General features: G+C 34.9%; 27 protein-coding genes. 12 read left to right on the top strand and 15 right to left on the bottom strand.

Going from position 1 to position 23,758, the window contains the following annotated elements:
- Positions 1-1,051: 1,051 nt before the first annotated feature.
- Positions 1,052-1,450, top strand: coding sequence for a YgzB family protein (locus ACFFIS_RS10935; RefSeq protein WP_390187504.1), 399 nt, complete (start codon positions 1,052-1,054; stop codon positions 1,448-1,450).
- A gap of 411 nt (positions 1,451-1,861) precedes the next feature.
- On the opposite strand, the gene perR is transcribed toward ACFFIS_RS10935, so the two are convergent.
- From perR to ACFFIS_RS10905, 6 genes are all read right to left on the bottom strand, one after another.
- Positions 1,862-2,311, bottom strand: coding sequence for a peroxide-responsive transcriptional repressor PerR (gene perR / locus ACFFIS_RS10930; protein ID WP_390187502.1), 450 nt, complete (start codon positions 2,309-2,311; stop codon positions 1,862-1,864).
- 196 nt (positions 2,312-2,507) lie between these two features.
- A complete protein-coding gene (locus ACFFIS_RS10925) occupies positions 2,508-3,065 on the bottom strand; it encodes a cob(I)yrinic acid a,c-diamide adenosyltransferase (protein ID WP_390187501.1) in 558 nt (185 codons plus the stop codon).
- A gap of 1 nt (position 3,066) precedes the next feature.
- The gene (locus tag ACFFIS_RS10920) at positions 3,067-4,014 is read right to left on the bottom strand and encodes a D-2-hydroxyacid dehydrogenase (protein ID WP_320378374.1); all 948 of its coding nucleotides are present in this window, start codon (positions 4,012-4,014) and stop codon (positions 3,067-3,069) included.
- Between the two features lie 162 nt (positions 4,015-4,176).
- Positions 4,177-4,860 (bottom strand): sugar transferase, encoded by a 684-nt coding sequence (locus ACFFIS_RS10915; RefSeq protein ID WP_390187520.1) that lies wholly within the window; start codon positions 4,858-4,860, stop codon positions 4,177-4,179.
- Positions 4,861-5,157: 297 nt separating this feature from the next.
- Positions 5,158-5,637 (bottom strand): thioredoxin-dependent thiol peroxidase, encoded by a 480-nt coding sequence (gene bcp / locus ACFFIS_RS10910; RefSeq protein WP_320378372.1) that lies wholly within the window; start codon positions 5,635-5,637, stop codon positions 5,158-5,160.
- Between the two features lie 79 nt (positions 5,638-5,716).
- Positions 5,717-6,538, bottom strand: a complete 822-nt coding sequence (locus ACFFIS_RS10905) for a DUF2268 domain-containing putative Zn-dependent protease (RefSeq protein ID WP_390187499.1) — start codon at positions 6,536-6,538, stop codon at positions 5,717-5,719.
- Positions 6,539-6,761: 223 nt separating this feature from the next.
- Between ACFFIS_RS10905 and ACFFIS_RS10900 the strand changes: the two genes are divergently transcribed.
- Entirely contained in the window at positions 6,762-7,199 is a 438-nt protein-coding gene (locus tag ACFFIS_RS10900; protein WP_320378370.1) for a GNAT family N-acetyltransferase, read from the top strand.
- A gap of 88 nt (positions 7,200-7,287) precedes the next feature.
- On the opposite strand, the gene ACFFIS_RS10895 is transcribed toward ACFFIS_RS10900, so the two are convergent.
- A complete protein-coding gene (locus ACFFIS_RS10895) occupies positions 7,288-7,728 on the bottom strand; it encodes a potassium channel family protein (protein WP_320378369.1) in 441 nt (146 codons plus the stop codon).
- Between the two features lie 341 nt (positions 7,729-8,069).
- Between ACFFIS_RS10895 and ACFFIS_RS10890 the strand changes: the two genes are divergently transcribed.
- Complete coding sequence (locus tag ACFFIS_RS10890; RefSeq protein ID WP_390187496.1) at positions 8,070-8,954, top strand: DUF1002 domain-containing protein; 885 nt, start codon at positions 8,070-8,072, stop codon at positions 8,952-8,954.
- A gap of 247 nt (positions 8,955-9,201) precedes the next feature.
- Here ACFFIS_RS10890 and ACFFIS_RS10885 read toward each other — a convergent pair whose 3' ends face one another.
- From ACFFIS_RS10885 to mutY, 4 genes are all read right to left on the bottom strand, one after another.
- Entirely contained in the window at positions 9,202-11,019 is a 1,818-nt protein-coding gene (locus ACFFIS_RS10885; RefSeq protein WP_320378366.1) for an ABC transporter ATP-binding protein, read from the bottom strand.
- A gap of 80 nt (positions 11,020-11,099) precedes the next feature.
- A complete protein-coding gene (gene ntdP, locus ACFFIS_RS10880; RefSeq protein ID WP_320378365.1) occupies positions 11,100-11,630 on the bottom strand; it encodes a nucleoside tri-diphosphate phosphatase in 531 nt (176 codons plus the stop codon).
- 496 nt (positions 11,631-12,126) lie between these two features.
- Positions 12,127-12,378, bottom strand: a complete 252-nt coding sequence (locus ACFFIS_RS10875) for a gamma-type small acid-soluble spore protein (RefSeq protein ID WP_320378364.1) — start codon at positions 12,376-12,378, stop codon at positions 12,127-12,129.
- A gap of 129 nt (positions 12,379-12,507) precedes the next feature.
- A complete protein-coding gene (gene mutY, locus ACFFIS_RS10870; protein ID WP_320378363.1) occupies positions 12,508-13,587 on the bottom strand; it encodes an A/G-specific adenine glycosylase in 1,080 nt (359 codons plus the stop codon).
- Positions 13,588-13,941: 354 nt separating this feature from the next.
- Between mutY and ACFFIS_RS10865 the strand changes: the two genes are divergently transcribed.
- Positions 13,942-14,916, top strand: coding sequence for a metal-dependent hydrolase (locus tag ACFFIS_RS10865; protein WP_320378362.1), 975 nt, complete (start codon positions 13,942-13,944; stop codon positions 14,914-14,916).
- A 53-nt stretch (positions 14,917-14,969) separates the two neighbouring features.
- Here the strand turns inward: ACFFIS_RS10865 and ACFFIS_RS10860 are convergent, their stop codons facing one another.
- On the bottom strand, positions 14,970-15,305 hold the full coding sequence (locus tag ACFFIS_RS10860) for a YfhH family protein (protein ID WP_320378361.1): 336 nt from the start codon (positions 15,303-15,305) through the stop codon (positions 14,970-14,972).
- A 107-nt stretch (positions 15,306-15,412) separates the two neighbouring features.
- On the opposite strand from ACFFIS_RS10860, the gene ACFFIS_RS10855 reads away from it, so the two are divergent.
- Entirely contained in the window at positions 15,413-16,072 is a 660-nt protein-coding gene (locus ACFFIS_RS10855) for an SDR family NAD(P)-dependent oxidoreductase (RefSeq protein WP_390187492.1), read from the top strand.
- Between the two features lie 99 nt (positions 16,073-16,171).
- Here the strand turns inward: ACFFIS_RS10855 and recX are convergent, their stop codons facing one another.
- On the bottom strand, positions 16,172-16,990 hold the full coding sequence (recX, locus tag ACFFIS_RS10850) for a recombination regulator RecX (protein WP_390187491.1): 819 nt from the start codon (positions 16,988-16,990) through the stop codon (positions 16,172-16,174).
- A 133-nt stretch (positions 16,991-17,123) separates the two neighbouring features.
- On the opposite strand from recX, the gene ACFFIS_RS10845 reads away from it, so the two are divergent.
- The 3 genes from ACFFIS_RS10845 to ACFFIS_RS10835 all read left to right on the top strand — a co-directional run bounded on the left by ACFFIS_RS10845 (position 17,124) and on the right by ACFFIS_RS10835 (position 19,380).
- Positions 17,124-18,026: a TIGR01777 family oxidoreductase gene (locus ACFFIS_RS10845; protein WP_390187489.1), complete on the top strand. Its 903-nt coding sequence runs from the start codon at positions 17,124-17,126 to the stop codon at positions 18,024-18,026.
- Between the two features lie 441 nt (positions 18,027-18,467).
- The gene (locus ACFFIS_RS10840) at positions 18,468-19,019 is read left to right on the top strand and encodes a GNAT family N-acetyltransferase (protein ID WP_320378354.1); all 552 of its coding nucleotides are present in this window, start codon (positions 18,468-18,470) and stop codon (positions 19,017-19,019) included.
- Positions 19,020-19,254: 235 nt separating this feature from the next.
- On the top strand, positions 19,255-19,380 hold the full coding sequence (locus tag ACFFIS_RS10835) for a YfhE family protein (RefSeq protein WP_390187487.1): 126 nt from the start codon (positions 19,255-19,257) through the stop codon (positions 19,378-19,380).
- 290 nt (positions 19,381-19,670) lie between these two features.
- Here ACFFIS_RS10835 and ACFFIS_RS10830 read toward each other — a convergent pair whose 3' ends face one another.
- Both ACFFIS_RS10830 and ACFFIS_RS10825 read right to left on the bottom strand, forming a co-directional pair.
- Positions 19,671-20,174 carry a P-loop NTPase family protein gene (locus tag ACFFIS_RS10830; protein ID WP_320378352.1) on the bottom strand — a complete coding sequence of 168 codons (504 nt, stop codon included), beginning with the start codon at positions 20,172-20,174 and terminating at the stop codon, positions 19,671-19,673.
- A gap of 37 nt (positions 20,175-20,211) precedes the next feature.
- Positions 20,212-20,994 (bottom strand): NUDIX domain-containing protein, encoded by a 783-nt coding sequence (locus tag ACFFIS_RS10825; RefSeq protein ID WP_320378351.1) that lies wholly within the window; start codon positions 20,992-20,994, stop codon positions 20,212-20,214.
- A 263-nt stretch (positions 20,995-21,257) separates the two neighbouring features.
- Between ACFFIS_RS10825 and ACFFIS_RS10820 the strand changes: the two genes are divergently transcribed.
- The 4 genes from ACFFIS_RS10820 (at position 21,258) to ACFFIS_RS10805 (ending at position 23,733) form a co-directional block, all read left to right on the top strand.
- A complete protein-coding gene (locus ACFFIS_RS10820; protein WP_320379735.1) occupies positions 21,258-21,608 on the top strand; it encodes a DMT family transporter in 351 nt (116 codons plus the stop codon).
- 2 nt (positions 21,609-21,610) lie between these two features.
- Positions 21,611-21,925 (top strand): DMT family transporter, encoded by a 315-nt coding sequence (locus ACFFIS_RS10815; protein WP_320378350.1) that lies wholly within the window; start codon positions 21,611-21,613, stop codon positions 21,923-21,925.
- A 306-nt stretch (positions 21,926-22,231) separates the two neighbouring features.
- Positions 22,232-22,627, top strand: a complete 396-nt coding sequence (locus ACFFIS_RS10810; protein ID WP_390187484.1) for a GntR family transcriptional regulator — start codon at positions 22,232-22,234, stop codon at positions 22,625-22,627.
- Positions 22,627-23,733: a DUF1648 domain-containing protein gene (locus ACFFIS_RS10805; protein ID WP_390187482.1), complete on the top strand. Its 1,107-nt coding sequence runs from the start codon at positions 22,627-22,629 to the stop codon at positions 23,731-23,733. The genes ACFFIS_RS10810 and ACFFIS_RS10805 overlap by 1 nt, the downstream gene beginning before the upstream one ends.
- Positions 23,734-23,758 lie beyond the last annotated feature (25 nt).

Raw genomic sequence — 23,758 nt, 5'->3', positions numbered from 1 at the left:
TCAAACTCTCCAAAAAAGTTTGTTGTTTCTTAGCTATAAATAAGAAAAACGAGGTTGTTTTTCTTCAAAGTTTTTGATTCAAGCACTTAGCAACTAAGTTGCCAAAAGCACCTTTACCATTTGTTTCGAATACTGGTCGTTCTGTTCAGTTTTCAAAGAGCAAATATTACTTCTTAAATTCACCAACTAAATTGGCGACTTTATTAATATATCACATTAACACTTCTGAGTCAACATCTTTTTTTAAGTTGATTTACATCATCTTTCAAAAGAGCGACTTTATTAAATTATCATGTTTAATTAACAATGTCAACATTTATACTGTCGAACATGATAACATAGTAGCGTTTTTTGCGACAAGTTATACTTTATCACGGATATAAAGCAAAGTCAACAAGTTTTTTATTAAATATAAAAGCACGTTACAAGGATATGATAAGATTTGTTTATCCTTGGTGTTAGTTTAATTGATGGCTACCCCCGGTTAACTTGTTGATTTGATTTCCATCTATAATTTACACGCTCAGTAAAAATAATACAGATATAGTAGAACATCATCATAGGTAAGATTTATATCAATCGTTTCACACATATTCTGTTAAACTATTCATATATAAACATAATCAGAGTAGCTTCCTATCTATTATACGTCTCTTGAACCATTCCTTCTATTCCATATAATATAGGCATATTTCCTACCATAACTATAATTGCGAAGTAGCCAAGCCTATAAGTGAGCAATTACAAGAAACGTTATACCCTCTCATTATTTTAATTACAAGGAGATAATATTAACCTACGAGCAAAGCCAATTTGGCATGTTATTTTATTTATATGTCACCCAACTAACATGGAATAGTTTATATTTTCAATTCGTATTCCCATTCATAGTATGTACAACCATCATTTACATTTGCACGCGTTATCTTTTTTACAATTCTTGCTTAGAACTGCTATTCGTATTACGATGATGGAAGAACAATGAATGAGGTTGCATGCTATTTTATAAATAGATGATATACTATACAATAGAGAAAGAAGGAGGATTATCATGGCGCAACAACAACTTGTTTATTCAAGTAAAATTAACAAAATACGTTCCTTTGCATTGATATTAATATTCGGTGGTATTTTACTAATGTACGTAGGGATTTTATTTAAGAAAACACCGTGGGTAATGGCAATATTTTTTATACTAGGTATACTTGCTGTTGTGTTTAGTTGTGTTGTTTACCTTTGGATTGGTATGTTTTCTTTACGGGCAATCCCTATCATTTGTCCAAGTTGTAACAAGCATACAAAGATGCTTGGACGTGTCGATGCTTGTATGCATTGCAAACAACCATTAACACTTGATAAAGATTTAGAAGGAAAAGAATTTGATGAACGTTATAATAAGCGCAAATATCGTAATGTAAAATCTATAGAAGAAATCACCCCTGATAAATAGTGTGGAAGTACATATTTCTATATTAAATATTAGAGATCTTTCTTAATTAATGGAATCCGCTTATTATGGATTCCTTTTTCATATCTACTTTATTCCATTTCACTTAAATAGCATGACAGGCAATGTAAGACTTCCAATAATCGCGACTTAATCCCTTAAAAAAGCAGAGCAAATATAAAGCGGAATAGCATTTAGTGATGGTTTTCGCAATTCCCCGCTACTAATTATTAATTAACTAAATCAGCTTTTATCGTTATTAGCTCCAACCCCCATTTCCTATTTTAAATCCCATCCACTCAAAATTTTGAACTAAGGAGTCTTATAATCGGCTAAATTGAGATAAACAAAAAGGCCAAACACAATAGAAATTTCACTACCGTATCTGGCTTGGCTTGAATCATACATCATATTCTAATGTTTTCGTGTAGCTAGTTCTTGACAATCTTCACACTTACCATATATCTCCATACGATGGTGACTTACGTCAAAACCTGTTACTTGTTCGGCTAACTTTTCCACCTCATCCAAGGATGGATAATGAAAATCAACAATTTTGCCACATTCATTACATATAACATGGTAATGCTCAGTCGTTTCGCAGTCAAACCTGCTTGATGCATCCCCATATGTAAGTTCGCGAACTAAACCTACCTCTTTTAACACGCGTAGATTATTATATACTGTCGCAACACTCATATTTGGGAATTTCCCCTCAAGTGCTTTATAGATTTCATCTGCTGTCGGATGTGTCATCGAATGCAATAAATAGTCAAGTACCGCATGACGCTGTGGTGTAATTCGGACCCCTGCATCCTTTAATGTCTCGATTGCTCTTTGTAATTTTCCTTCTGACACCGTCATGCACCTCGCTTTCAATATAATATTCCGTTTTTATTAACTTTAATAATATTATTAAATTATAATCCTTATAATTAGTGTACAAGGTTATATATGATTCTGTCAATATAAGTATATTATTACTTAATAATGATTATAACTACTTCATATAGCTAAAAATATTCACCACAACTAAGGTGAGTGACAATTCCCACTTTAATTAAACATCAGCCTTTAAAGGTATTTCCGTTCCCCCTACTTGCTTGTTCACATATCGAGCAGCTACAAATAAAAAGTCAGATAAACGGTTTAAATAGGATACAACCATTTCGTTTACACCTTCATCTACCAAACCAACTACTAGTCGCTCTGCACGTCTCACAACTGTTCTTGCCAGATGTAAAGCACTTGAAGCTTGGTGTCCGGACGGCAAAATGAAGTTTTTCAACGGATCAAGTGTTGCATCCCATTCATCTATTTGTTTTTCTAATTCTTCAATGTGTGTTTTCTTTAACTTCCAGGTTACCTCTCGATCAACTGGGGTTGCTAATTCTGCACCTACATGAAATATTATCGTTTGTACCCGATGCATTTTTTCTAAAAATACATCTTTCCCATTCCAGTCTACTCCGTCTAGATAGCTTAAAGCTAAGCCTATCATAGAGTTTGCTTCATCACATGTTCCATAAGCTTCTACACGCATGTCATTCTTTGGAACTCTTCTCCCATATATTAAGGAGGTCGTCCCTTTATCTCCTGACCTTGTATAAATACGCATGCTAGTACCCCCTTGTGACATCAATTAGGTTTTTCACACATGTTTTGTCTTGTAAAAAGCTTTGTAAATTCTCTTTAAATATGTCTAATGCCCTTTCCATATAATGGACGGAAACACCTGACAAATGTGGCGTTACCGTTACCTTCTCGTGTTCCCAAAACGGGTGATTTTCAGGTAAAGGCTCTGTTGCAAAAACATCTAAAACAGCATGACTTATTTGACACTTATCAAGTGCATGCAGTAAGACTTCCTCCTCCACGACATCACCGCGGCCCATGTTTAGAAATATTGCATGATCTGCCATTGCTTTAAAATGTTCTTTCTTATACATTTGTTTTGTTTCCTTTGTACTCGGTAATACTGATACGATAAAATCTGCTTTTGGTAAAACGCTCAACATATCTTTTGTAATGTATGTTTCATCAAAATATGCTACGGCTTTCCCACTTCTCGACACTCCAATTGTTTTCATACGAAATGCTTTTGCTAGTCGAGCAACTTCTTGACCTATTGCACCAGTTCCTGCAATGAGTATTGTCTTGCTATTAATCTCATCCATTCGTAGTGATTTGTCCCATTTATTTTCTTGTTCATTTTTAATGAGTATTTTTTCTTGCCTACTCACTTGTAACAACATTGAAATTGCATATTCCGCCATTGGTATTTTATGAATTCCCCTTGCATTTGTTACAATAATCTTTCTTTCGTTAATTTGCGATAGCGGCATCTCTTCTAATCCAGCAGAAAGAACCATGATCCACCGTAATTTTTTTGCCTGGCTTAATAATTTTGGTGTTAAATCTACACCATATGTTGCGAAGACAACTGCTTCTGATAAGTAGTCCTTCGCTTCCTCCATATTGTGACAGAACTGGAATGTTGTATGTGGAAATTGTTCCATTAATTGTTCCTGCTGTTTCGTTGATAGTTTTGCTGAAAATAGAATCACGTTTATTTTTCCCCTTTCAACTCCGATGTTTTTAACCCTTATATTATTGTAAACGTTTTTAATTAGGTTGAACAGCAAACATAATAGAGAATTAGTATAGAATATCAAATGCTAACCTACGCTATATTCTTACTTCAATTAGTAATCTTCCACACTTTCTCTTTAATTCGATGATTTGTAATCCTCTACTTGCAAGTCCACGGCCTTGGGCTTCTTGCTATCTACTGTTTTTTTCATGAAGATACGAAGATAAGCCCATGCTATTTTCAAATCTAGTAAATAGGATTGATTATGTACGTAATATAGGTCATATTCTACCTTTTTACGATGTGTGATATTATTGAGTCCGTGTAATTGTGCATACCCAATTATTCCTGGCCTTGCAATTAAACGGTTCATTTGGTATCGATTGTAATAATTTGCAACATCTGGGTTTTCGGGCTCCGGTCCAATTAAACTCATGTCACCTTTTAGCACATTCCATAATAGAGGTAATTTATAAAGTTTATATTTATGTAACACCGACCCAATTTCCGTATAAATTCGCTGATCATAACGAAAAAACTTAAATGTATGTGGCACACCTTTTTTCCAACTATCAGGAAATGGATGTGGAGGTAATGCGCGGATAACAGTTGTTGGCTTTGATGTTGTACGGAATACATACATCATATAGGTTCGTTGATCTTTCCCTATTCGGAGTTCACGAAATATAATTGGTCCTCCTTCTTTTTTATATAAAATAACTGCGATTATTACCATCACTGGAGAAAGTATAAGTAGTAAACACATGCTCACCAACATATCACAAACCCGCTTCAAAAAACGAAATAATATCTTGCTCATAAAGTATCGTATATAAAAATAGACCTTTTTAAAAAGCTTCATACAATCACCTCGTCTATGCCTGTTTTACATATACCTATTCAAGTAATGGGGAAGTTATAACACCATGTGATCCACGTAAACAAAACGTAATAGACTGAGATAAATGATTACCTATAAATGAAAAAGAGGCTAGAAACCAAAGTCCCATCCCCCTAAAACTACTACACTCAGTATGAAACACTAAACTTTACACTCATTATAGTAGTTAAATGAGGGAGTCAAACTCTTGATGCCCAGCCTCTTATATATCACAACTTATGCAAACACTTGATTATTCTCTTTTATATATGTTAATGCCTCTTCTACATGACCTTTTACACGTACTTTTCTATATTCCTTTTGTACTTTACTTTCTTTATCGATAATAAATGTAGAACGTTCGATACCGTAATATTCTTTGCCGAACATTTTCTTTAACTTCCATACACCGTATGCTTCAGCAACCTCATGATTTTCATCGGCTAAAAGTGAAAAAGGGAGGTCGTACTTATCAATAAATTTTTGGTGACGTGCAATCGGATCTGGACTAATTCCGATAATCACAGCATTTACATCGTGAAAGCTCTCGTGACTATCGCGAAAATCACATGCTTGTGTTGTACATCCAGGTGTCATATCTTTCGGATAAAAATATAACACCACATTCTTTCCTTTAAAATCTGATAAACTCACACGTTCTCCTGTCTGACTTTCTAATGTGAAATTTGGTGCTTGCTTTCCTATTTCAATAGACATCATCGTTCCCTCCATATAACTTATTATCTTTATCATATCATTTGTACAATTTACCTGCTATTTTTCTACTTATTTAAAGTTACCCACTATCATTCATCCCCGAAAAATACGAGGTTTTTTCATCCGTAATTTGAGCAATTTTATATGATGGGATTTCAAATAACTCCTTCGATGTAAGTTTATATTTCTTTGCATATTGATGAACTAAATAATACCCAACACAATATCCTACCATTTTCGGATATAAGCGAGCCCCATATAATATATCATGATGTCTTCGTATCCCTTTTGGCAGATGGCGCATTGGGTATATGAGACGCTGCCACATATTTTCTAATTCAACGTCTGTATGATATGTTGTCCACTGCGCGGTATGTTCGTCACCAAATTGTTCTAATACGGCATATTCCGCTAAACCTTCTATTATAATGGAATCTAATAATACATAATCTGTTTCTTTTTTATCGAGTTTTGCTAAGCGACAAACATGGTTATATTCATGCGTAAACAGGGCTTTCATTTCACTTACGGAGTTTTGTGCAGCTAAAAACAAAAATAACTTATCCGCAAAAGCCAAACCAGATTTGCCATTGAAGTTTTTCCTAAGCTCCTGACTGTTTGGATCAGCTGGAAAAATAAAAATAGGAATATCTGGCCCATTCCAAAGTTTTCTTAGTCTTTGTTCCTCCTTACGAATAACTTCCCAACAATTGTTAGTTCGTAGTTCCTGTATGATAGACTCACCATCTTGTAATGGATGATGATACATGCCATGCATTGTCAAGTAATGATAAATTTCAGATGACGAGACGTGCTGAAAGTACTTCTCCAACTGCTCGCACATTTCAATTGGATCATCCCAAGTTTCGATCAACCATTTTTCTGTATTAATTATCGTCATTTCCACACCTCATAAAGCTTTTTACTTATAGCATATGTACCTCCCCATTCATTGGACTCTTATTTATATGATGGATTCATGCTATAACCCGGAATATCATAACTAATGGGATTGCATAAAATATTATATGTAGTTATTTTAAGATGTCTTCCCAAAGGAATTAGAATATAAAATTCATCATCATATTTTTGGAACCACTACCATGTTAATAGGAGTTGTTATCATGCGTATCAGAAATGCTACAGATTACGAGTGTAAGAAAATATTAACTTACGCTTCAACCGTGATAAAGGAGTCCACCATGGGATTCGTAAAAGAAGATATATCAGCCTCCTTACAAATGATGCCAAAAATCCTAGCGGACGGCGGATACTATCTCGTTTATATGGATGATCAAATGATTGTAGGTTGGGTTGGTGTGGGCCAATCTTATAACTATTTTACAGATGAAGTGGAAGGATTAATTCCAGAGCTATACGTGTTACCAAAATATCGAAAGCAAGGAATTGCCCATGCATTACTTGAACACGCGTTTGCGAGGTTAAAAGAAGCTCATTTTAAAAAGGTACAACTAAATGTCTTTTCAGGAAATCCGGCAAAATATTTATATGAAAAACTTGGTTTTCACGACGTATCAACGCTCATGGAAAAGGAACTATAGATTTTTTGCACCATAAAAAAGCCTGTAGCCGATCCAAACTCAGCTACAGGCCTTTTCAATCAAAACTTTATCGTCACGAATAAGGCATTTAATAATCTCTCTCATTCCGATGTTGGATGACAATCCGCAATATAAAAGCCGCTGGAAGAATATAACCAATTAAAGCCTCGATAATTGCTAACAGACGACCAATTCCAATAGGTGTAATATCTCCATAGCCAATCGTTAACAATGTAACACCACTAAAATAAAATGAGTGCACGAGTGAACCGATTATATTAACGTCATCAATCTTACCATTCTCAACTAAAATGAGACCTTGAAATGATAAAATAAAATAGATAGAACCAAAACCGATTAATACAATAATATAAATCATAATTAATGTATAAAATGTTTCCATTGAGAACTGCTTTTCAACAAGTTCAACTGAAGTTTTTCTACTCCTCTTGATATTAAAGTAGTTACCTAAACTCTTTATTAAAATGATACATAAGCAAACAAGCACAATCCACGGTAAGCTGTTCAATGTTATTCCCCTTTTACATGATCATTATTACTACTATATGCATAGATTGGGAAAGCTTGTCTTAATCTTTTGTCACATAGATACATTCCTTGATAATGAATTTACTTTTCTATAGGGTGCAACTTCCATTTAGAGATTTTTACACTCCTTCATACTTTCATAAAATCTTCTACATATTAGATGGAGACTTTGAATAGATATGCTATACATGGTATTTTAGAAGATAGATAGAATGGAAACGTATTATTCGTACAATATTTCATCTATTTGTTCCATCTTTCCATGGGACGTGCTAAAATGATAATAGTTTTTATCTTTTAAAGGATAAAGGAGAATTTTAAATGAGGAAAAAATTAGTTTTGAGCACTATCGTTTTGCTTGCATCACTACTAATGTCCCCGTTCATAGCACATGCAGATTTAATTGCGGGAGAAGAGATTATCACGTTAGGAGAAGATTTAACAGATAGTCAAAAGCAGCAAATTTTAAAAGAGTTTGATGTAGACGAAAACGACATTGACATTGTTTATGTTACCAACGAGGAAGAACATAGATATCTTGGCGATTTTATTCCAGCAGCTCAAATTGGATCAAGGGCAATTTCATCTGCCAAAATAACAATTGGCAATAAAGGTGATGGCATTGTCGTTGAAACGAATAACATTAATTTTATTACGGAGCAGATGTATGTAAATGCGTTGGCTACGGCAGGAATTGAAAATGCAAAAATACAAATTACAGCACCATTTTCCGTTTCTGGGACAGGGGCTCTAACTGGAATTATTAAAGCTTATGAAGTGAAAAGTGGTAAGGAAATTGATGAAGACCAAAAGTTAACTGCTAACGAGGAAATGGTATTAACATCTGATTTAATTAAAGATGGTGTAGATGAAAAAGATGCAACGGACTTCTTTAATAAAGTAAAAGAAAAGATTTCAAAGGAAAAACCTGAAACAGAAGCAGATATACGTCAAATCATTCAAGATGTAGCAAAAGAACTTGGTATTACATTAAGTGAAGATCGCTTAAACCAACTGGTAGAACTATTCAAAAAAATTAAAGATTTAAATATAGATTGGGATAAAGTAAATGATACATTAAAAAACGCTAAACAAAAATGGGATGACTTTGCAGCTAGCGATGAAGGAAAAGGCATTATTGATGCCATTAAAGGTTTCTTCAAAGCAATTTTAGAATGGATTTCTTCAATCTTTTCAAAAGGATAGGATGACCTATTATACAACAAGCATGTGGAAAAATATTACTCCACATGCTTGTTTTTTTATGGATGTCTGGCCAGACCAGATGGGATAGACAAGAGCTGAACAAAGAAAAAACGAAAATTTTTTATTGTTGCATGAAGTTTCAACATGCATTAGCTAATTCTACAACAAGCAAAATGCCTTTTCCAACCTGTTCTTGCTTCTTCAACACGGCTGGCAATTTCTTTTCAACTATTACAAAGCCACTATTCTAAAATAGTGGCTTCTCCTCTTGAGTCAAATGGTCTTCATGCTTATTTATTTCCATAGCTTCCGTTGGTCCATTATCTAGATTTTGTACTTGATATAAATGATAATAGCTTCCTTGTAATTGCATCAGCTCATCATGAGCGCCAACTTCTGTTATTTGTCCATTTTCAATGACTACAATCCGATCAGCATGTGTAATTGTGGCAAGACGATGCGCAACAATAAACGTGGTCCGTTCTGCTGCTAACTTTTCCACAGCCTCTTGAATCATATGTTCACTTTCTAGATCAAGTGCTGACGTTGCTTCGTCAAAAATTAATATTGGTGGATTTTTTAAAAAGACACGGGCGATAGCTATCCGTTGTTTTTGTCCTCCTGATAGTTTTACACCACGCTCACCTACCAATGTATCGTATCCAGCTGGCATCTCCATAATAAAGTCGTGTGCATTTGCAGCTTTGGCCGCCGCAATGACTTCTTCATCTGTTGCATGAGGATTTCCCATACGAATATTCATTGCAATGGATTCGCTAAATAAAATATTATCTTGTAACACAATTCCAATTTTATCTCTTAATGAACGAGCCTTAACATCTCTTATATCTATACCGTCAATTTTTATTGCACCACTTGTAACGTCGTAAAATCTGGGGATTAAACTAATTAATGTTGATTTCCCCCCACCACTCATACCCACTAGTGCGATTGTCTCTCCGGCTTCTACATCGAGGTTGATTCCTTTTAAGACTTGGTTTTCTTCCTTGTCGTATTGAAACTTTACATTTTCAAATTGTATCGTACCAACAACATCTTTCAACTCGCTTGCTCCTGGCTTATCAACGATGTCGTATGGTTCATTAGCTAATTCGTACACTCGATCAATGGAGGCAACCGCTTGTGTTAAAACAGTCGATGAATTGACAAGACGGCGTAATGGACTATAAACCTGATCCATAAATCCAACAAAAGCAACCATTGTTCCTAATGAAAGATTACCTTGAATAACATGGTAAGCAGCATATGCAATAACTAGTAAAGGTGCGAGATCTGTAATAGTGTTTGTCACGGCAAAAGTACGAGCGTTCCAGTTAATTTGATTCATCGACTTATCCCAAAAATTATTATTTTGCTCACCAAATTGTTCTTGTTCATAATCTTCCAGTGCAAAACTTCTTGTTACAGGCACACCTTGAACGCGTTCGTGTAAATGCCCTTGCATTTCAGCTAAGGCTTGTGACCTTTCTCGTGTTGATTTACGTAATTTAGCAAAGAAGTATTTAATTGAAAAACCATAAAGCGGAAATAACAAAATGGCAACAATCGTAAGTTTTACATCAAATGTCAGCATAATAGACACTGCTATTATAATTGTGACTAGATCAAGCCAAACGTTCATAAGACCTGTAACAACAAAATTCTTTGTCTGTTCGACATCATTTATCACCCGGGAAATAATCTCCCCGGTTTTTGTCTGAGAATAGTATTTTAAACTCAGTTTTTGTAGATGATCAAATAACTTATCGCGTATATCAAATAACACTCGATTTCCAACCCACTGTGCCAAGTACTGTCGGAAGTATTCGATTGGTGGTCGTAAAACAACAAATATAAAAAATGCCCCACCCATTATCCAAAATAATTGCGTAGTTTTTTCAGCATTACTCAAAGCATTCGTACCGATAATGTCATCCACTACATATTTTAAAATTAACGGTATTAATAACGGTATTCCAAACTTTACAATTCCAATTAAAATCGTCCAAACAATCTTCCATTTATACGGTTTGACAAAACTCATATACTGTTTAATACTTTTCATTTTATCCCTCATTGTAAAATATATCTTTATAATAGAAAAGCCTTGCTACTAAGTAACAAGGTGATTGCACCAACCATTTTCTACCATAAGTAAGTCAAAAAACGTTCATACCATTGGTCAACAAATCCGGGAGCGAATGGGCCTTTTCGTTGTTGCACCCACTTGATTAGCTGTCCGACTTGCGTATATAAGATTTGATCCAATGCTTCCGGATAATTCATTTTTTGTTTATGTAGTTCATATTCATCTTCATCCAAAATATCATATGTCATATCAGGATATACCTTTAAGTCAAGATCATAGTCAATATATTTAATAGAACCTTCTTCAAATAAAAATGGGGAGCTAATATTACAGTAATAATAAATACCATCATCACGTAACATACCGATAATGTTAAACCAATATGCAGCGTGAAAATAACAAATAGCCGGTTCTCTAGTAATCCACGTACGACCATCACTTTCCAATACTTCTGTCTTGTCATTTGCCCCGATTACGACCGTTTCATTTCCCTTTAACACAAGTGTTTTTTGCCAAACACGGTGCAAGTGACCATCATGTTTATAGCTTTTTATTTTTACACTCGTGCCTATATCCGGAGCAGTCATTCCATTCTTCCTTTCCAAGAAATCTGTACTACATTTACAACGATTTTCCATTTTCCCTGCTTTTAGCATATGTACTCTATTATATAGTTAGGTGTAAGATTTATAAAGAAACTTGAATCATTTTATTTTGCTAATACCTTCCGTCACCATAGTACGTGATATTTTTCTCATTTTAAAGATTAAAGTAAAACCTCAATGCGTGAGGGGTTGGCACCTTCACTACCGATTATTAATAACACAAATCGAAGTGTTACTATTTATGGATTCCACACTTTCATTTTGATATCCCTTTTGCACATTAGAAATAAGGTTTACAGCAATTTAACCGGTGGTAGCCAGTCATTTTTTTACACCTTTCACCTTCTATCACACATTCAAATAGTGTCCTTTTCCTTCCACTATATGTATTTTGTTATCAAATAACTCCTCATTAAAAAAAGAACTTCCTTGGGGAAAGGAAGTTCTTTACAACTATTACAAATTGGGGGTGAATCGGTTATTTTTTGTTTTGTTCAGCTTTTTGGTTTTGCTGTTTCACCTGTTGTGCGTCTGTTTCAGATGCAAATTCGGTACCATATTTGCCTTGGCCTTGTGCCGCCTTTTGGTTTTGCTTTTTCACCTGTTGCGCATCTGTTTCGGAAGCAAACTCAGTACCGTATTTGCCTTGGCCTTGTGCTGCCTTTTGATTCTGTTGTTTTACATGCTGTACATTCGTACCTGATGATGTGTTTTTCGGGTTATTCGCCATCCTTATCACCTCCGCAATAATAATTTGTCCATTTTAAAAAATGTTATCCCTAAAAAATATTTTATTTTTATTTGCGGAGATGACAGAAATAATAGTTATGGCCCTGTTGCCGCTTTCAACGAACTAACATCAATCGTCTTGTTCAATATATTCCATTATTTTTTTGTGCGAAACGGGAAATGGATAGGTGTGGAGTGCTTCACTTTCCACAAATATAAAGTCCTTCTTACCTTCCATTTTCCCACTTACTCTTGCCTCATATATTTTTAAATCCCAAATTAAATGTGTAAATACATGTCTTCGTTCACCTATTTGGTCTTGAAGAGAAATATGGAACCCATATTCTGTAAAGAACCATAGTTCGAGGTTCTCCAAACCGACTTCTTTAAGAGGAACCATCGGAAACTGCCACAAATTAGCTAATAGTCCATCAGTTGGTCTTTGTTCAATCATATATGTATGATCTTTATCTTTAATAAGTAATACGACGAATGTTTCCAACTTGGGCTTTTTTGCCTTTGATTTTATTGGCAACGTTTCTTCTACACCTGAATGAAAAGCACGACAATGTTCCATTACCGGACATAACAGGCAGGTTGGAGATTTTGGCGTACAAATTAATGCACCTAGTTCCATTAAAGCCTGGTTAAAATGAGATGGATTTGCTCCACTTATCATGTCGCGAACAATTTGTTCAAACCGTTTACGCGTTTTTGGTCGTGCAATATCATCTTCTATTTTTAAAAGTCGTGATAAGACACGCATAACATTTCCATCTACTGCTGGCTCTTCTTGCATAAATGCAATAGACAAAATCGCTCCTTTTGTGTACGGTCCAATTCCTTTTAATGCTCCTAATTCTTTTGGATTACTGGGAATTACTCCGTCATATTTCTCCACCACATCTTTTGCCGCTTGGTGAAGATTCCTTGCGCGGGAATAATAGCCTAATCCTTCCCATGCTTTGAGTACCTCTTGCTCTTCAGCCATTGCTAGGTCATGTACGGTAGGAAACTTTTTCATAAAGTGATGAAAATATGGAATGACGGTATCTACCTTTGTTTGTTGTAACATGATTTCTGATACCCAAACTTTATAAGGATCTTTATTTTTTCGCCACGGCAAATCACGTTGCTGGTCCACAAACCAATCAATCAAATGCTCCTGAAATTGATAAATGTTAAAAGATTGTAATGTTTTATCAGACATAGAAACACATCCTCCATGGTACAATAAACATATAGCATTGTACGTTCTTTAAAGTAAAACTTCCATCAGTGGGAAAGTTGCACTTCTCTTCTCCTACTGAATGGAAATGGAACAAAGGCGAAGGTCGCAATATCTCGTTGGAACACTTTTGTGACCTATATCCTTAAAGTCCAAATAAACCGGGTTTTTTCTGATTGTTGAGCCCCACTTCTCATTGTTAAATATTTTCGAATCCGTAAAGTAGAGGCATGCAATCAGAGTAACCTAAGATAAAATTTATTTTCATTAAAACGGTACTAATCTAATTGATTGTATACTAAAACTTCCGATTTACATAAGGAGGCGCTTCTATTAATGGATACAGGAACCCATATTGTCATGGGAATTGCCCTAGGAGGATTAGCAACACTGGACCCTGTTGTGCAAAGTGATCCAACATTATTTCATGCTGTAATGGCAGGTACAATTATTGGTTCAAATGCTCCTGACTTAGATACGGTTTTAAAACTTCGAAATAATGCTATATATATACGTAATCATCGCGGTATCACACATTCTATACCAGCAGTTATATTTTTCGGTGTCGCAATTTCGTCACTCATTCATGCATTTGTACCAGATGTGAGTTTTTTCCATTTATGGGCTTGGACATTTGCTGCCGTCATTATTCATGTTTTTGTTGATTTATTTAACGCATATGGCACGCAGGCATTTCGCCCATTTCGCAATAAATGGATTGCACATGGATTTATTAATACTTTTGATGCGTATATATTTAATTTGCACATCATTGGAATCATTACTTGGATTCTAGGTGCAAATCCTGGACCAACCTGGTTAATTATTTATAGCATTATTGCCTTATACTATGTAAAGCGCTATTTAGATAAGCGAGAAATTGTTAAAAAAATCAAGGATTACTTTCCAAATACGGAAAACGTTACAACATCACCAACAATGAAACAAAACTTTTGGCGTGTTGCAATTACAACGAAAGATAAATTTTACGTTGGGATTGTTGAAAATGGACATATTCAAATTATTGATGAGTTCCACAAACGTCCTATACCGAAAAATCCAATGATGGACATCGCGGTACTTGACCAAAACATTGCTGCATTTCTTTCCTTTTCACCGGTCTATCGATGGGAGGTTGCTGAATATGATGGTTATACCGAAGTTAGATTTATCGACTTAAGATATCGTTCGAAAGATTATTATCCATTCGTAGCCGTTGTACAAATAGATGCGAATAACAACATCATTAGTTCGTATACTGGATGGATCCATTCAGAAAATAAATTAAAAAGGAAATTAATTATAACTTGATCAGTTCCAACATGAAAAAGCCAGCGAAAAAGCATCATCCGCTGGTTTTTTTGTTAATTTTCGACCTTATCTCCTAACAGAGCAATTGGTACTGCTTGTTGTTCTTCATACAATTCATGTAATAAATTAATCTTGTGTCCCCAAGCAAATATTCCTTCAAGATAATCAATTTTAAATCGATGCCCCGGATCACCATGTAACTCATATATCTCATCTTGTTTATAATCTTCAGGATTTAGCATATAAGACAACGCCACTTGCATTTTACGCTCATAAATGGCTACTTCACTAATATGTCCTAATTGCTCCGCCTTTTGTAACTGCTCTTTTAACTTACCTACCTCTGCCCGCAACTGTTCCACTGAGTAATCACTATAACGATAATTCATTTGCAACCTCCTCTTAAGGGGTCTGACCCCACTACCCTTTTATTTTACATTCTTTCTTGAGAATAGGACAATAGAAATGACAAAATGTTTTTGAAAGGGGTAGAGATATGCCAACGATTGCTATAACAGGAGCTGGTAGTGGCCTTGGTGCAGCTTTAGCGAAAAAATATGCAGCAAATGGTTACCAAGTATTTTTATTGGGTAGAAATGGAGAAAAATTACACGTTGTACAACATGCTATTTTAACACAAGGAGGTCATGCAGAGGTTGTCTTGTGTGATGTAAGTGAGTTTGCTTCTGTTAGTATTGCTTTTCAACAAATTGGAAAATTAGACGTGCTAATTAATAATGCAGGAATTGGAAAATTTGGCCCAGTAGAGGAGTATACATTAGAGGATATTGAAAAAACATTGGATACAAATATAAAAGGTGGCATTTTAACCGTCCAGTATGCCTTACCACTCATTCGAAAAAGTAAAGGAAGAATATTAAACATCATTTCAACAGCCGGCTTAAGGGGAAAGGTAAATGAATCTGTTTATTGTGCAAGTAAGTTTGCCATGCGGGGATTTACAGAAAGTCTTCAAAAAGAATGGGAACATGAACCTATTTCCATAACAGCCGTTTATATGGGTGGCATGAATACACCATTTTGGAAAAACTCAGATCATGTAGAAGATCCCTCCCAATTAAAAGGCCCAGAAATTGTTGCAGAGCAGATTTTCAATGCGGATGACCGAAGAAAGGAAATACTGATAGATAGATAACATGTTTTTATTTACTTTACACACAACAATGATTGACAATGGATACTATGTATAGGGACTTGGCATTTTACTCACATATTGCCTTGTCCCGATTTATACTTATTCATCCTCCACAACATACTCCATGATATATTTTTGAATGAGATCAAAAGTAAATCCCCTACGAAACAAGCCCTCTTTTAACTTTGCTTGCAACTCAAACCCAGTAAACTTTCCTGTATAACGACGCAACAATTTATTGCCTTGTATCATAACGGCTTCCCATTCTACCTCATCATCTTTATGGTGCTGGATATCACGGATGACATCTTGAATGACATCTTGCGTAAATCCTTTTCTTATAAGGGAACCACGTAGTTGCTGAATTTGCATTTGATGAGATTGTTTCTTCCCTGATGCGCTTCGCTTTTCTGCCCATTTTAGCGCCTTCTCATACTGCTTATCATAGGAATAAATGGATAGGACATCTTGACAAATATGTTCCGATACTCCTTTTGCCCTTAATTCATTTTGGATAAGTACCGGGCCCTTCGAAGATGTTTGCAATCTTGTTTGAATAAAAGCTTGGGCAAATTGACGATCATCTAATAACTTCTCATCTTTTAGCCGCTTTATCGTAATTGGAATATGTTCGGGGTTCACTTCTTTTTTCATTAAGTAGTCTTTTATTTCTTTTTCACTACGCATGCGATAACTCAAATAATTAATTGCCATCGCATATGTTTTTTGCAAAGAATCTTCTTGTAAAAGCTTTTTAATTAACCCTTCATCTAATTCTTGATTTTTCATAAGTCGATGTGAAATGAGTACATCCTCATCTACACCAAACCCAAATGTTTCTTCTTTACCATCCGTTAAAAAAATATTAAAGCGATGGGGATTATTTTTTTGCACGGTAATTCGTGAAATTCTTTTCATACGTCACACCTCTCTTACCATCATATCATAGATATTTTTACCTAAGCATGATTGTTGTGCATGGAACTTAATTCTTTCATATAATAAGATATAGACATGCATGAGATATCCTAGAATTTTGAGGAGGATTGGGATGAATTATCTAGTAACTGGCGGCACAGGATTCATTGGCAAATCACTTGTAACAAAACTACAACAAAAAGGACATCACATTTTTATTTTAACACGCACACCTCATGAATTTGAAAATACAGCACATACAACTTATATTCCGTATGATTATCCTGCCGAAGACTTACCGCCTATTCATGGTGTAGTTAATTTAGCTGGAGAATCATTGTTTGGGTATTGGACAAAGAAGAAAAAACAAACGATACGAACAAGCCGGATTGAAACTACGGAAAAGATTATAGCATTTATGAAAAGGTTAGAATCAAGACCAGAAGTATTTATAAGCGGTTCTGCAATTGGATTTTATGGGATATCTGATGAAAATATGTACACCGAAAATACGAAAACTCCTGGAACAGATTTTCTTGCGAATGTTGTCGTACAATGGGAAGAGACGGCTAAAAAGGCAGAAGAGTTAGGCATTAGAACCGTATTGGCTAGATTTGGCGTCGTTTTAGGAATGGATGGCGCACTATCCTTCATGCAAATGCCAATAAAATTGTTTGCAGGAGGAAAAATCGGTGGCGGTGATCAATGGATGTCATGGGTACATATAGAAGATGCGGTCAATATATTAATCTTTAGTTTAACAAATAAAAGTATCTCTGGACCTATTAACGTTACTGCACCTAATCCACTTCGCAATAAGGATTTTATGAAAACTGTTGCAACTGTATTAAAACGTCCATTTTGGTTTCATACACCATCATTAATATTTCGCGCAGCTACTGGAGAAATGAGTCAACTTATTCTACATGGTCAATATGTTTTACCAATGAAAGCAATCGATCATCATTATACGTTTTCCTTTCCATATTTAGAGCATGCACTGCGGAATATACTTAATAAACAGCATACAAAATAATGGAGAAATTTGTCGATATTTTTATTAAAATAATGATTCCCTTTTCCATAAAAAGATTGTAAAATAAGATGAACCAATAAAAAGCAAAGAACATGAAATTATAATAAATATAATAAAAAAGTGTAAGCATCTCTAAAACAATACATGGTGGCTCTTATACAATTACTTTCATGTTAATGCCCATTTATAGGACGTATGATGTTAGAAAACGCCCTAAGTGTATCGTTAAAGAATTCATGTCAAAATGAAAAGCTTCATACTTTTTAGATTCAAGGGAAGGCAAATGGTGCGCCACCAGTTTCTTACTGGTCCTAGTGGGTTCGATTCCCACCCCGAATTTTTGTTGAAATTCAGATAAAAATTCGCGGTGTGGGCCCAGTTGGACTCCCTTGAGAACGAACGAAATACCCACCCGCTCAAAAACCAAGGGGGGTATTTTTTATGTTAAAAAAGCGCGATTTACACGAAGTACCAGCATTATTTGAACTGATGTCACATCCTGAAGTATATCCGTATGTGAGACATAAAGCAGCTACTTCAGATGAATTTTATTTTATTACGAAACAAACGATGGAAGCAGAAGAACAAGGTCTACTCATTTCCCGTACAATACTCGATGAAAACTATGCACCAATTGGTACGATAAATTTATTTGATATAGAAAACAATGGTGGCTTTTTAGCAACTTGGATTGGTCAGCCGTATTTTGGTAAAGGATATAACCGCTATGCAAAAGAGCAATTTTTCAATGAAATTTTTACTGAAACAACCATTCAAACTATTTTTATGAAAGTAAGAAAGACAAATATTAGATCTTTAAAAGCTGTATTAAAATTACCATACGCTTCATTGGGAAATGCTATCTTTCCAGAGGTTTATGCCCAAGTTAATAAGGCAGAAGAATTATATGATTTATTTGCGATTACAAAAGATAGCTACGTGGCATACCAACAGTTACAACCTATAGAAACGACTCCTTCCATGGCGACATAATATAAATGAAGACAGATGCAATATAAAATGAAACTACAATCAGTGGGCTTTTCACACTTCCCCTACTGATGAAAAATCAAAAATTTACTGGCTGTTGATTCCACACGCTTTGAATCTCTTCGCACACTTGAAATAGAGATTCTACAGTCAATTAACCAGTGATAAAAAAATTCAAATATACGTGCATAATCTTTCCAGACAATGTGCAGACTAAGAGAAAAAGCGAGGGATTGCCATGTCTGAAGATTCAAGAGCGTCCATTAAGAATAAAACTTTATCAAAAACTCAACAAGTTTTATACCAAAAGGAATTCAAACGTGCAGATCGTACGTATGATCGCCATTCGAATAAGAGAAGATAAAGTAAAACTACAAGTTAGCCTAGCCTGTGATAAACATAGCGGTTCATCATGAATAAGAAATATAAAAATGGTTCCAATTATGCTTTAATCTGGAACCATTTTTTGTGTTGTTTTACAAATATGAAAGTCTTTCCGCTGCTTCAAAAACTACTGGTCATTTTTTACGTGTTCAACATCACTCTAATCCATTCCTTCTTAATAAACATCGTCCTTCCTCAATAACGCATCCAGTATTGCACTAATATGCATGATCAAACTTCATCAGCCTGACAGGTCAAATGCGTACCCGTTTATAATTGTTCCTTTATAAATATTTGCAAATCCTGACTTTTTTTAATTAAGATAAGTTTTTCTTCATTATCTTTGAACATATTAAACATTTTTTTCCGATCTCGATTATAAAGGTGATTCCATTTAAACATCTTTATAAACATTTTAAAGGTTGGTCTATAGTTAGCTGTTTCTATATTTAACTTTTGTCGAATATACCGTTTTATAATGCGATAAACTCTAACTGAATAGTTCAAATCTAGTACGATTATGATATCAGCTTCATTAAAACTATGTATTACCCAATCACGCTGGTGAACCCCTTCTACTATCCAGCTATCCTTCTGTAAAATTTGAAGCAAGTCCTTTTCAATTTCAACAGGTGATTTCCGTATATCACCTGTTGTGGTCCTTCTCCAAACAACTTTATCTAGTTCGTAATATGGAACCCCTATTTTTTCTGATATACTTTTTGCAAGTGTTGTTTTTCCACTCCCAACAGACCCAATGATATGTATCTTCATTTTCTACTAACCTACCTACTATATTTATTAGATATTGTTATATGAAATCCGCTTCCAAACGCTCCAGAAGTTCGTAAGGTCTTACGTTAAAAATCTCGCAAGCAATTCCTGTTTCATCCATTGCATCCAAAGTACGATTTAAAAAGTGCTCGCGTTTAATAAAATGACGTGCATTTTCCTTTGTTAGTTTTTGAAAACAAACATCAATTGTTTCTCCAGCTGCAGTGCGTAATTCACCTGACACATACTTACCTCGAAAAACAACACAGACAATACCCGATACCTTATTTTGATAGATTCCTGTTACGTTTGTAAGTTTTACACTAACACCGGTTTCTTCTAAGACTTCACGGCGGGCGGCATCGACAATTGATTCCCCTTCTTCCACTTGCCCGCCCGGTATTTCCATCGTGTCTGAACGATGTGCATTTCGGACTAGTAGCACTTCACCACTATCATTTGTCACGAATACTGCGGTGGAAACAATTTGTTGTGGATGATGATATGTCGCTGGATATGGTGCTGTAGATGTTATGAATTCTTCTCTACTACTAATATATATTGGTTCTATGCGTTTTCTTTCTTGCTGAGCTTGTTGATGTATATCAGACTGGCGAATCTTATTTTCTATTTGTTCATATTGATTTCTACTTGTATATTTCCAAATAGCAGTAATTTCACTTTGTTCCTCGTTAACCCAACGTCCTATTAATTTTGCCCCATGTTTGATTTGATTGGGATATAAGTAGCGATGAAAAAATTGATTAAATCTGTCTAGCATTTCTGGTGTAATATGATATGTCTTTTTACGATAAAACATGAATCCACTCCCCATATTATGTGTTGCTTTACAATTTCGCCATTTGTATGATAGATTCCTGCAAAAACAAGTTTTTTAGATTTATAACTTTTTATAAATCTAACAATGATTTGTGACAATAATCCTATTTTGTAACACATCATAAAAAATAACCTCAACTTTCAACAACAAGTTTATGCTTTCATGTTCTGCCAGTGATTATAATATGTGCTACACTAGATACAATTATAAGAAGGTTGATTTTGATAGAAAGGGGTAAACAAATGGGCTGGACTTATGTATTATTTGCAGCAATTGTCGAAGTCTTTTGGGTCCTCGGTTTGCGTTTTTCAGAAACGCCATTAGAATGGGTTGGTACTATTGTTGCCATTGTTTTTAGCTTTTATTTCATCATAAAAGCATGTGAAGTTCTTCCTTCTGGCACGGTTTATGCAGTTTTTACTGGTTCAGGAGCTGCAGCAATCGTGCTCATTGATGCTTTCATTTTTCACGCAGACTTTTCGATTCCGCAGCTAATATTTATTGTACTCATTATTATAGGAGTCGTCGGAATAAAAATGACGACAAATGATGATGTCTCAACAAAAAATGAAGACATACAAGGAGCTGACTAAATATGGCTTGGATATATCTTGTCATTGCAAGCTTTGGTGAAATATTTGGGGTTATGAGTATTAATATTTACATACAAAAGAAAACAATGGCGCGACTTGGACTCGTTATTTTGACATTCGGATTTGGATTTGTGTTTTTACGCCTAGCAATGAATAGTATTCCATTAGGTACTGCTTATGCCGTTTGGACTGGACTTGGTGCAGCCGGGGCTGTATTGATGGGAATTTTCTTTTTCAAGGAATCAGCAAATTGGAAACGAATCGTATTTTTATTTTTTATTATTTCCGGAGCTGTTGGTTTGAAAATATTAGATTAATGATACGTGGACGGACATATCTTATATTTCCGTCCTTATTTTTTTATCATATTTTCCCTATCAAATTTATTTTAACTATGACATATGTATCAAGTTGGGTTTACTCGTAAGTTGATTTTAATCTATACACTTACTCTTTTTTCACAAACATCGATATCATCGCTTAAAATAAGGAAATTGTACATCCCTTCAGAATATATCATCAAAAAATTTGTTCACCTATTGACTCACTGTTCCATCTGTTATATTCTATATATAACAGATGGAACAGTAATATAATATAATTTAACTAAAAGGTGTGAAATCATGCTTATTAAAATAGACTTTGAATCGGATGCACCTATTTACACCCAATTAAAAAATGAAATTATTGCTGGTATTGCAAAAGGCGAGTTGGTTCCTGGTGAAGCACTTCCCTCTGTACGATCACTTGGGAGTGATCTAGGAATTAATCTTCATACGGTCAATAAGGCTTATAAACAACTTGGCCAGGATGGTTATATTTTAATCCATCGCCAGCGTGGGGTAGTCATAAATCCAGATGGACCTCCACAAGCTGATGAAACTTATATTGAAAATCTTAAGTCAATCTTGGATCCAATACTTGCTGAATCTATTTGTCGCGGGGTCACAAAAGAGGACTTTTTTCAAATATGTCAAAGCTTATATAAAGAATACAATATAGGAGAAGGTGAAAAATAATGGCTTTTGTTTTAACAATTGTAATGATTCCCATGTATATCGCGGTTATTTTTATTCCATATTGGACGCGGAAAACCGAAAGCTTTGGTGTTTCGATTCCAGAAAGTGCCTTTCAACATCCACGTTTTAAAAAGATGCGTAAACAATATGTGCTTATGACAAGTATTTTAGCAATCGTCGTATCAATTGTTTTCTTGATTAGTTCGGGATATAGCGAGGAAACTGCAAGCATATTATATCCGTTATTAATTATCCTGTTTATTATTGGTAGCTTTTTCATTTACATTCCTTTCCATCAGCTATCAAAAGAAGTAAAACAGGAAAATAAGAGTTGGTTTAAAAAACAGCAGATTGTAGCAGTCGACACCCGATTTCGCGGTGAAAAGCTTACACATTCTAATTTATGGTTTATCATTGGATTCGCTATCTCAGTAGCGACCATTATTCTGACACTCATTTTCTATGATCGATTACCTAATCAAATTCCAATGCAATATAACTTCAAAGGTGAAGTCACAAACTGGACTGAAAAGACATATCGATCTGCATTTCTTTTTCCAATCATCCAAATTTATTTAACACTCTTATTCGTATTTGTCAACACTGTGATTAGTAAAGCGAAACAACAAATTGATGTAGCAAATCCTAACGAATCTATCCGCAAAAATATGATATTCAGAAAACGATGGTCACGCTTTACGATTGTGATGGGAATTAGTACCGTTCTGCTTTTTACATTTGTACAATTATCATTACTTTTTTCCTTTCCTTCTACAATCATCAGCATCGTAACATTCGTTTTTACTATTGGAGTAATCGGTTGGGCGATTTTATTGTCCATTACTACTGGGCAAGGTGGGAGTCGAATTCGCAGTAAGAATTCCCACCAAAATGAGTCGGTTACTGAAGAACAGATTTTACAACACGATGATGATCAATATTGGAAACTTGGTATATTTTACTTTAATAAAAACGACCCTTCTATTTTTATTGAAAAACGATTTGGGATAGGGTGGACAAATAACTGGGCACATCCATTATCATGGATTATTTTTGGGGGAATTATTTTCATTGCCATTGCAATAACTTGGTGGGCAACGCTTTAAGTGGAAAGGTCATTGCTATCCAAGA

Origin of the sequence: Paracerasibacillus soli (genome assembly GCF_042432965.1) — a bacterium.
GTDB lineage: Bacteria > Bacillota > Bacilli > Bacillales > Amphibacillaceae > Paracerasibacillus > Paracerasibacillus soli.
The sequence above is the reverse complement of the archived record's forward strand: the minus strand, read 5'-3'. Positions and strand labels throughout refer to the sequence as shown.

Coding starts and splice junctions, on each gene's coding strand:
- ACFFIS_RS10830 (WP_320378352.1), bottom strand. CDS start 20,174: ATGAAGATACATATCATTGGGTCTGTTGGGAGTGGAAAAACAACACTT.
- ACFFIS_RS10855 (WP_390187492.1), top strand. CDS start 15,413: ATGCCAACGATTGCTATAACAGGAGCTGGTAGTGGCCTTGGTGCAGCT.
- perR (WP_390187502.1), bottom strand. CDS start 2,311: ATGACGGTGTCAGAAGGAAAATTACAAAGAGCAATCGAGACATTAAAG.
- ntdP (WP_320378365.1), bottom strand. CDS start 11,630: ATGACTGCTCCGGATATAGGCACGAGTGTAAAAATAAAAAGCTATAAA.
- bcp (WP_320378372.1), bottom strand. CDS start 5,637: ATGTCTATTGAAATAGGAAAGCAAGCACCAAATTTCACATTAGAAAGT.
- ACFFIS_RS10900 (WP_320378370.1), top strand. CDS start 6,762: ATGCGTATCAGAAATGCTACAGATTACGAGTGTAAGAAAATATTAACT.
- ACFFIS_RS10875 (WP_320378364.1), bottom strand. CDS start 12,378: ATGGCGAATAACCCGAAAAACACATCATCAGGTACGAATGTACAGCAT.
- ACFFIS_RS10840 (WP_320378354.1), top strand. CDS start 18,468: ATGTTAAAAAAGCGCGATTTACACGAAGTACCAGCATTATTTGAACTG.
- ACFFIS_RS10810 (WP_390187484.1), top strand. CDS start 22,232: ATGCTTATTAAAATAGACTTTGAATCGGATGCACCTATTTACACCCAA.
- ACFFIS_RS10825 (WP_320378351.1), bottom strand. CDS start 20,994: ATGTTTTATCGTAAAAAGACATATCATATTACACCAGAAATGCTAGAC.
- ACFFIS_RS10815 (WP_320378350.1), top strand. CDS start 21,611: ATGGCTTGGATATATCTTGTCATTGCAAGCTTTGGTGAAATATTTGGG.
- ACFFIS_RS10805 (WP_390187482.1), top strand. CDS start 22,627: ATGGCTTTTGTTTTAACAATTGTAATGATTCCCATGTATATCGCGGTT.
- ACFFIS_RS10835 (WP_390187487.1), top strand. CDS start 19,255: ATGTCTGAAGATTCAAGAGCGTCCATTAAGAATAAAACTTTATCAAAA.
- ACFFIS_RS10905 (WP_390187499.1), bottom strand. CDS start 6,538: ATGACGATAATTAATACAGAAAAATGGTTGATCGAAACTTGGGATGAT.
- ACFFIS_RS10845 (WP_390187489.1), top strand. CDS start 17,124: ATGAATTATCTAGTAACTGGCGGCACAGGATTCATTGGCAAATCACTT.
- ACFFIS_RS10885 (WP_320378366.1), bottom strand. CDS start 11,019: ATGAAAAGTATTAAACAGTATATGAGTTTTGTCAAACCGTATAAATGG.
- ACFFIS_RS10865 (WP_320378362.1), top strand. CDS start 13,942: ATGGATACAGGAACCCATATTGTCATGGGAATTGCCCTAGGAGGATTA.
- ACFFIS_RS10915 (WP_390187520.1), bottom strand. CDS start 4,860: ATGAGCAAGATATTATTTCGTTTTTTGAAGCGGGTTTGTGATATGTTG.
- ACFFIS_RS10890 (WP_390187496.1), top strand. CDS start 8,070: ATGAGGAAAAAATTAGTTTTGAGCACTATCGTTTTGCTTGCATCACTA.
- recX (WP_390187491.1), bottom strand. CDS start 16,990: ATGAAAAGAATTTCACGAATTACCGTGCAAAAAAATAATCCCCATCGC.
- ACFFIS_RS10860 (WP_320378361.1), bottom strand. CDS start 15,305: ATGAATTATCGTTATAGTGATTACTCAGTGGAACAGTTGCGGGCAGAG.
- ACFFIS_RS10935 (WP_390187504.1), top strand. CDS start 1,052: ATGGCGCAACAACAACTTGTTTATTCAAGTAAAATTAACAAAATACGT.
- ACFFIS_RS10925 (WP_390187501.1), bottom strand. CDS start 3,065: ATGCGTATTTATACAAGGTCAGGAGATAAAGGGACGACCTCCTTAATA.
- ACFFIS_RS10820 (WP_320379735.1), top strand. CDS start 21,258: ATGGGCTGGACTTATGTATTATTTGCAGCAATTGTCGAAGTCTTTTGG.
- mutY (WP_320378363.1), bottom strand. CDS start 13,587: ATGTCTGATAAAACATTACAATCTTTTAACATTTATCAATTTCAGGAG.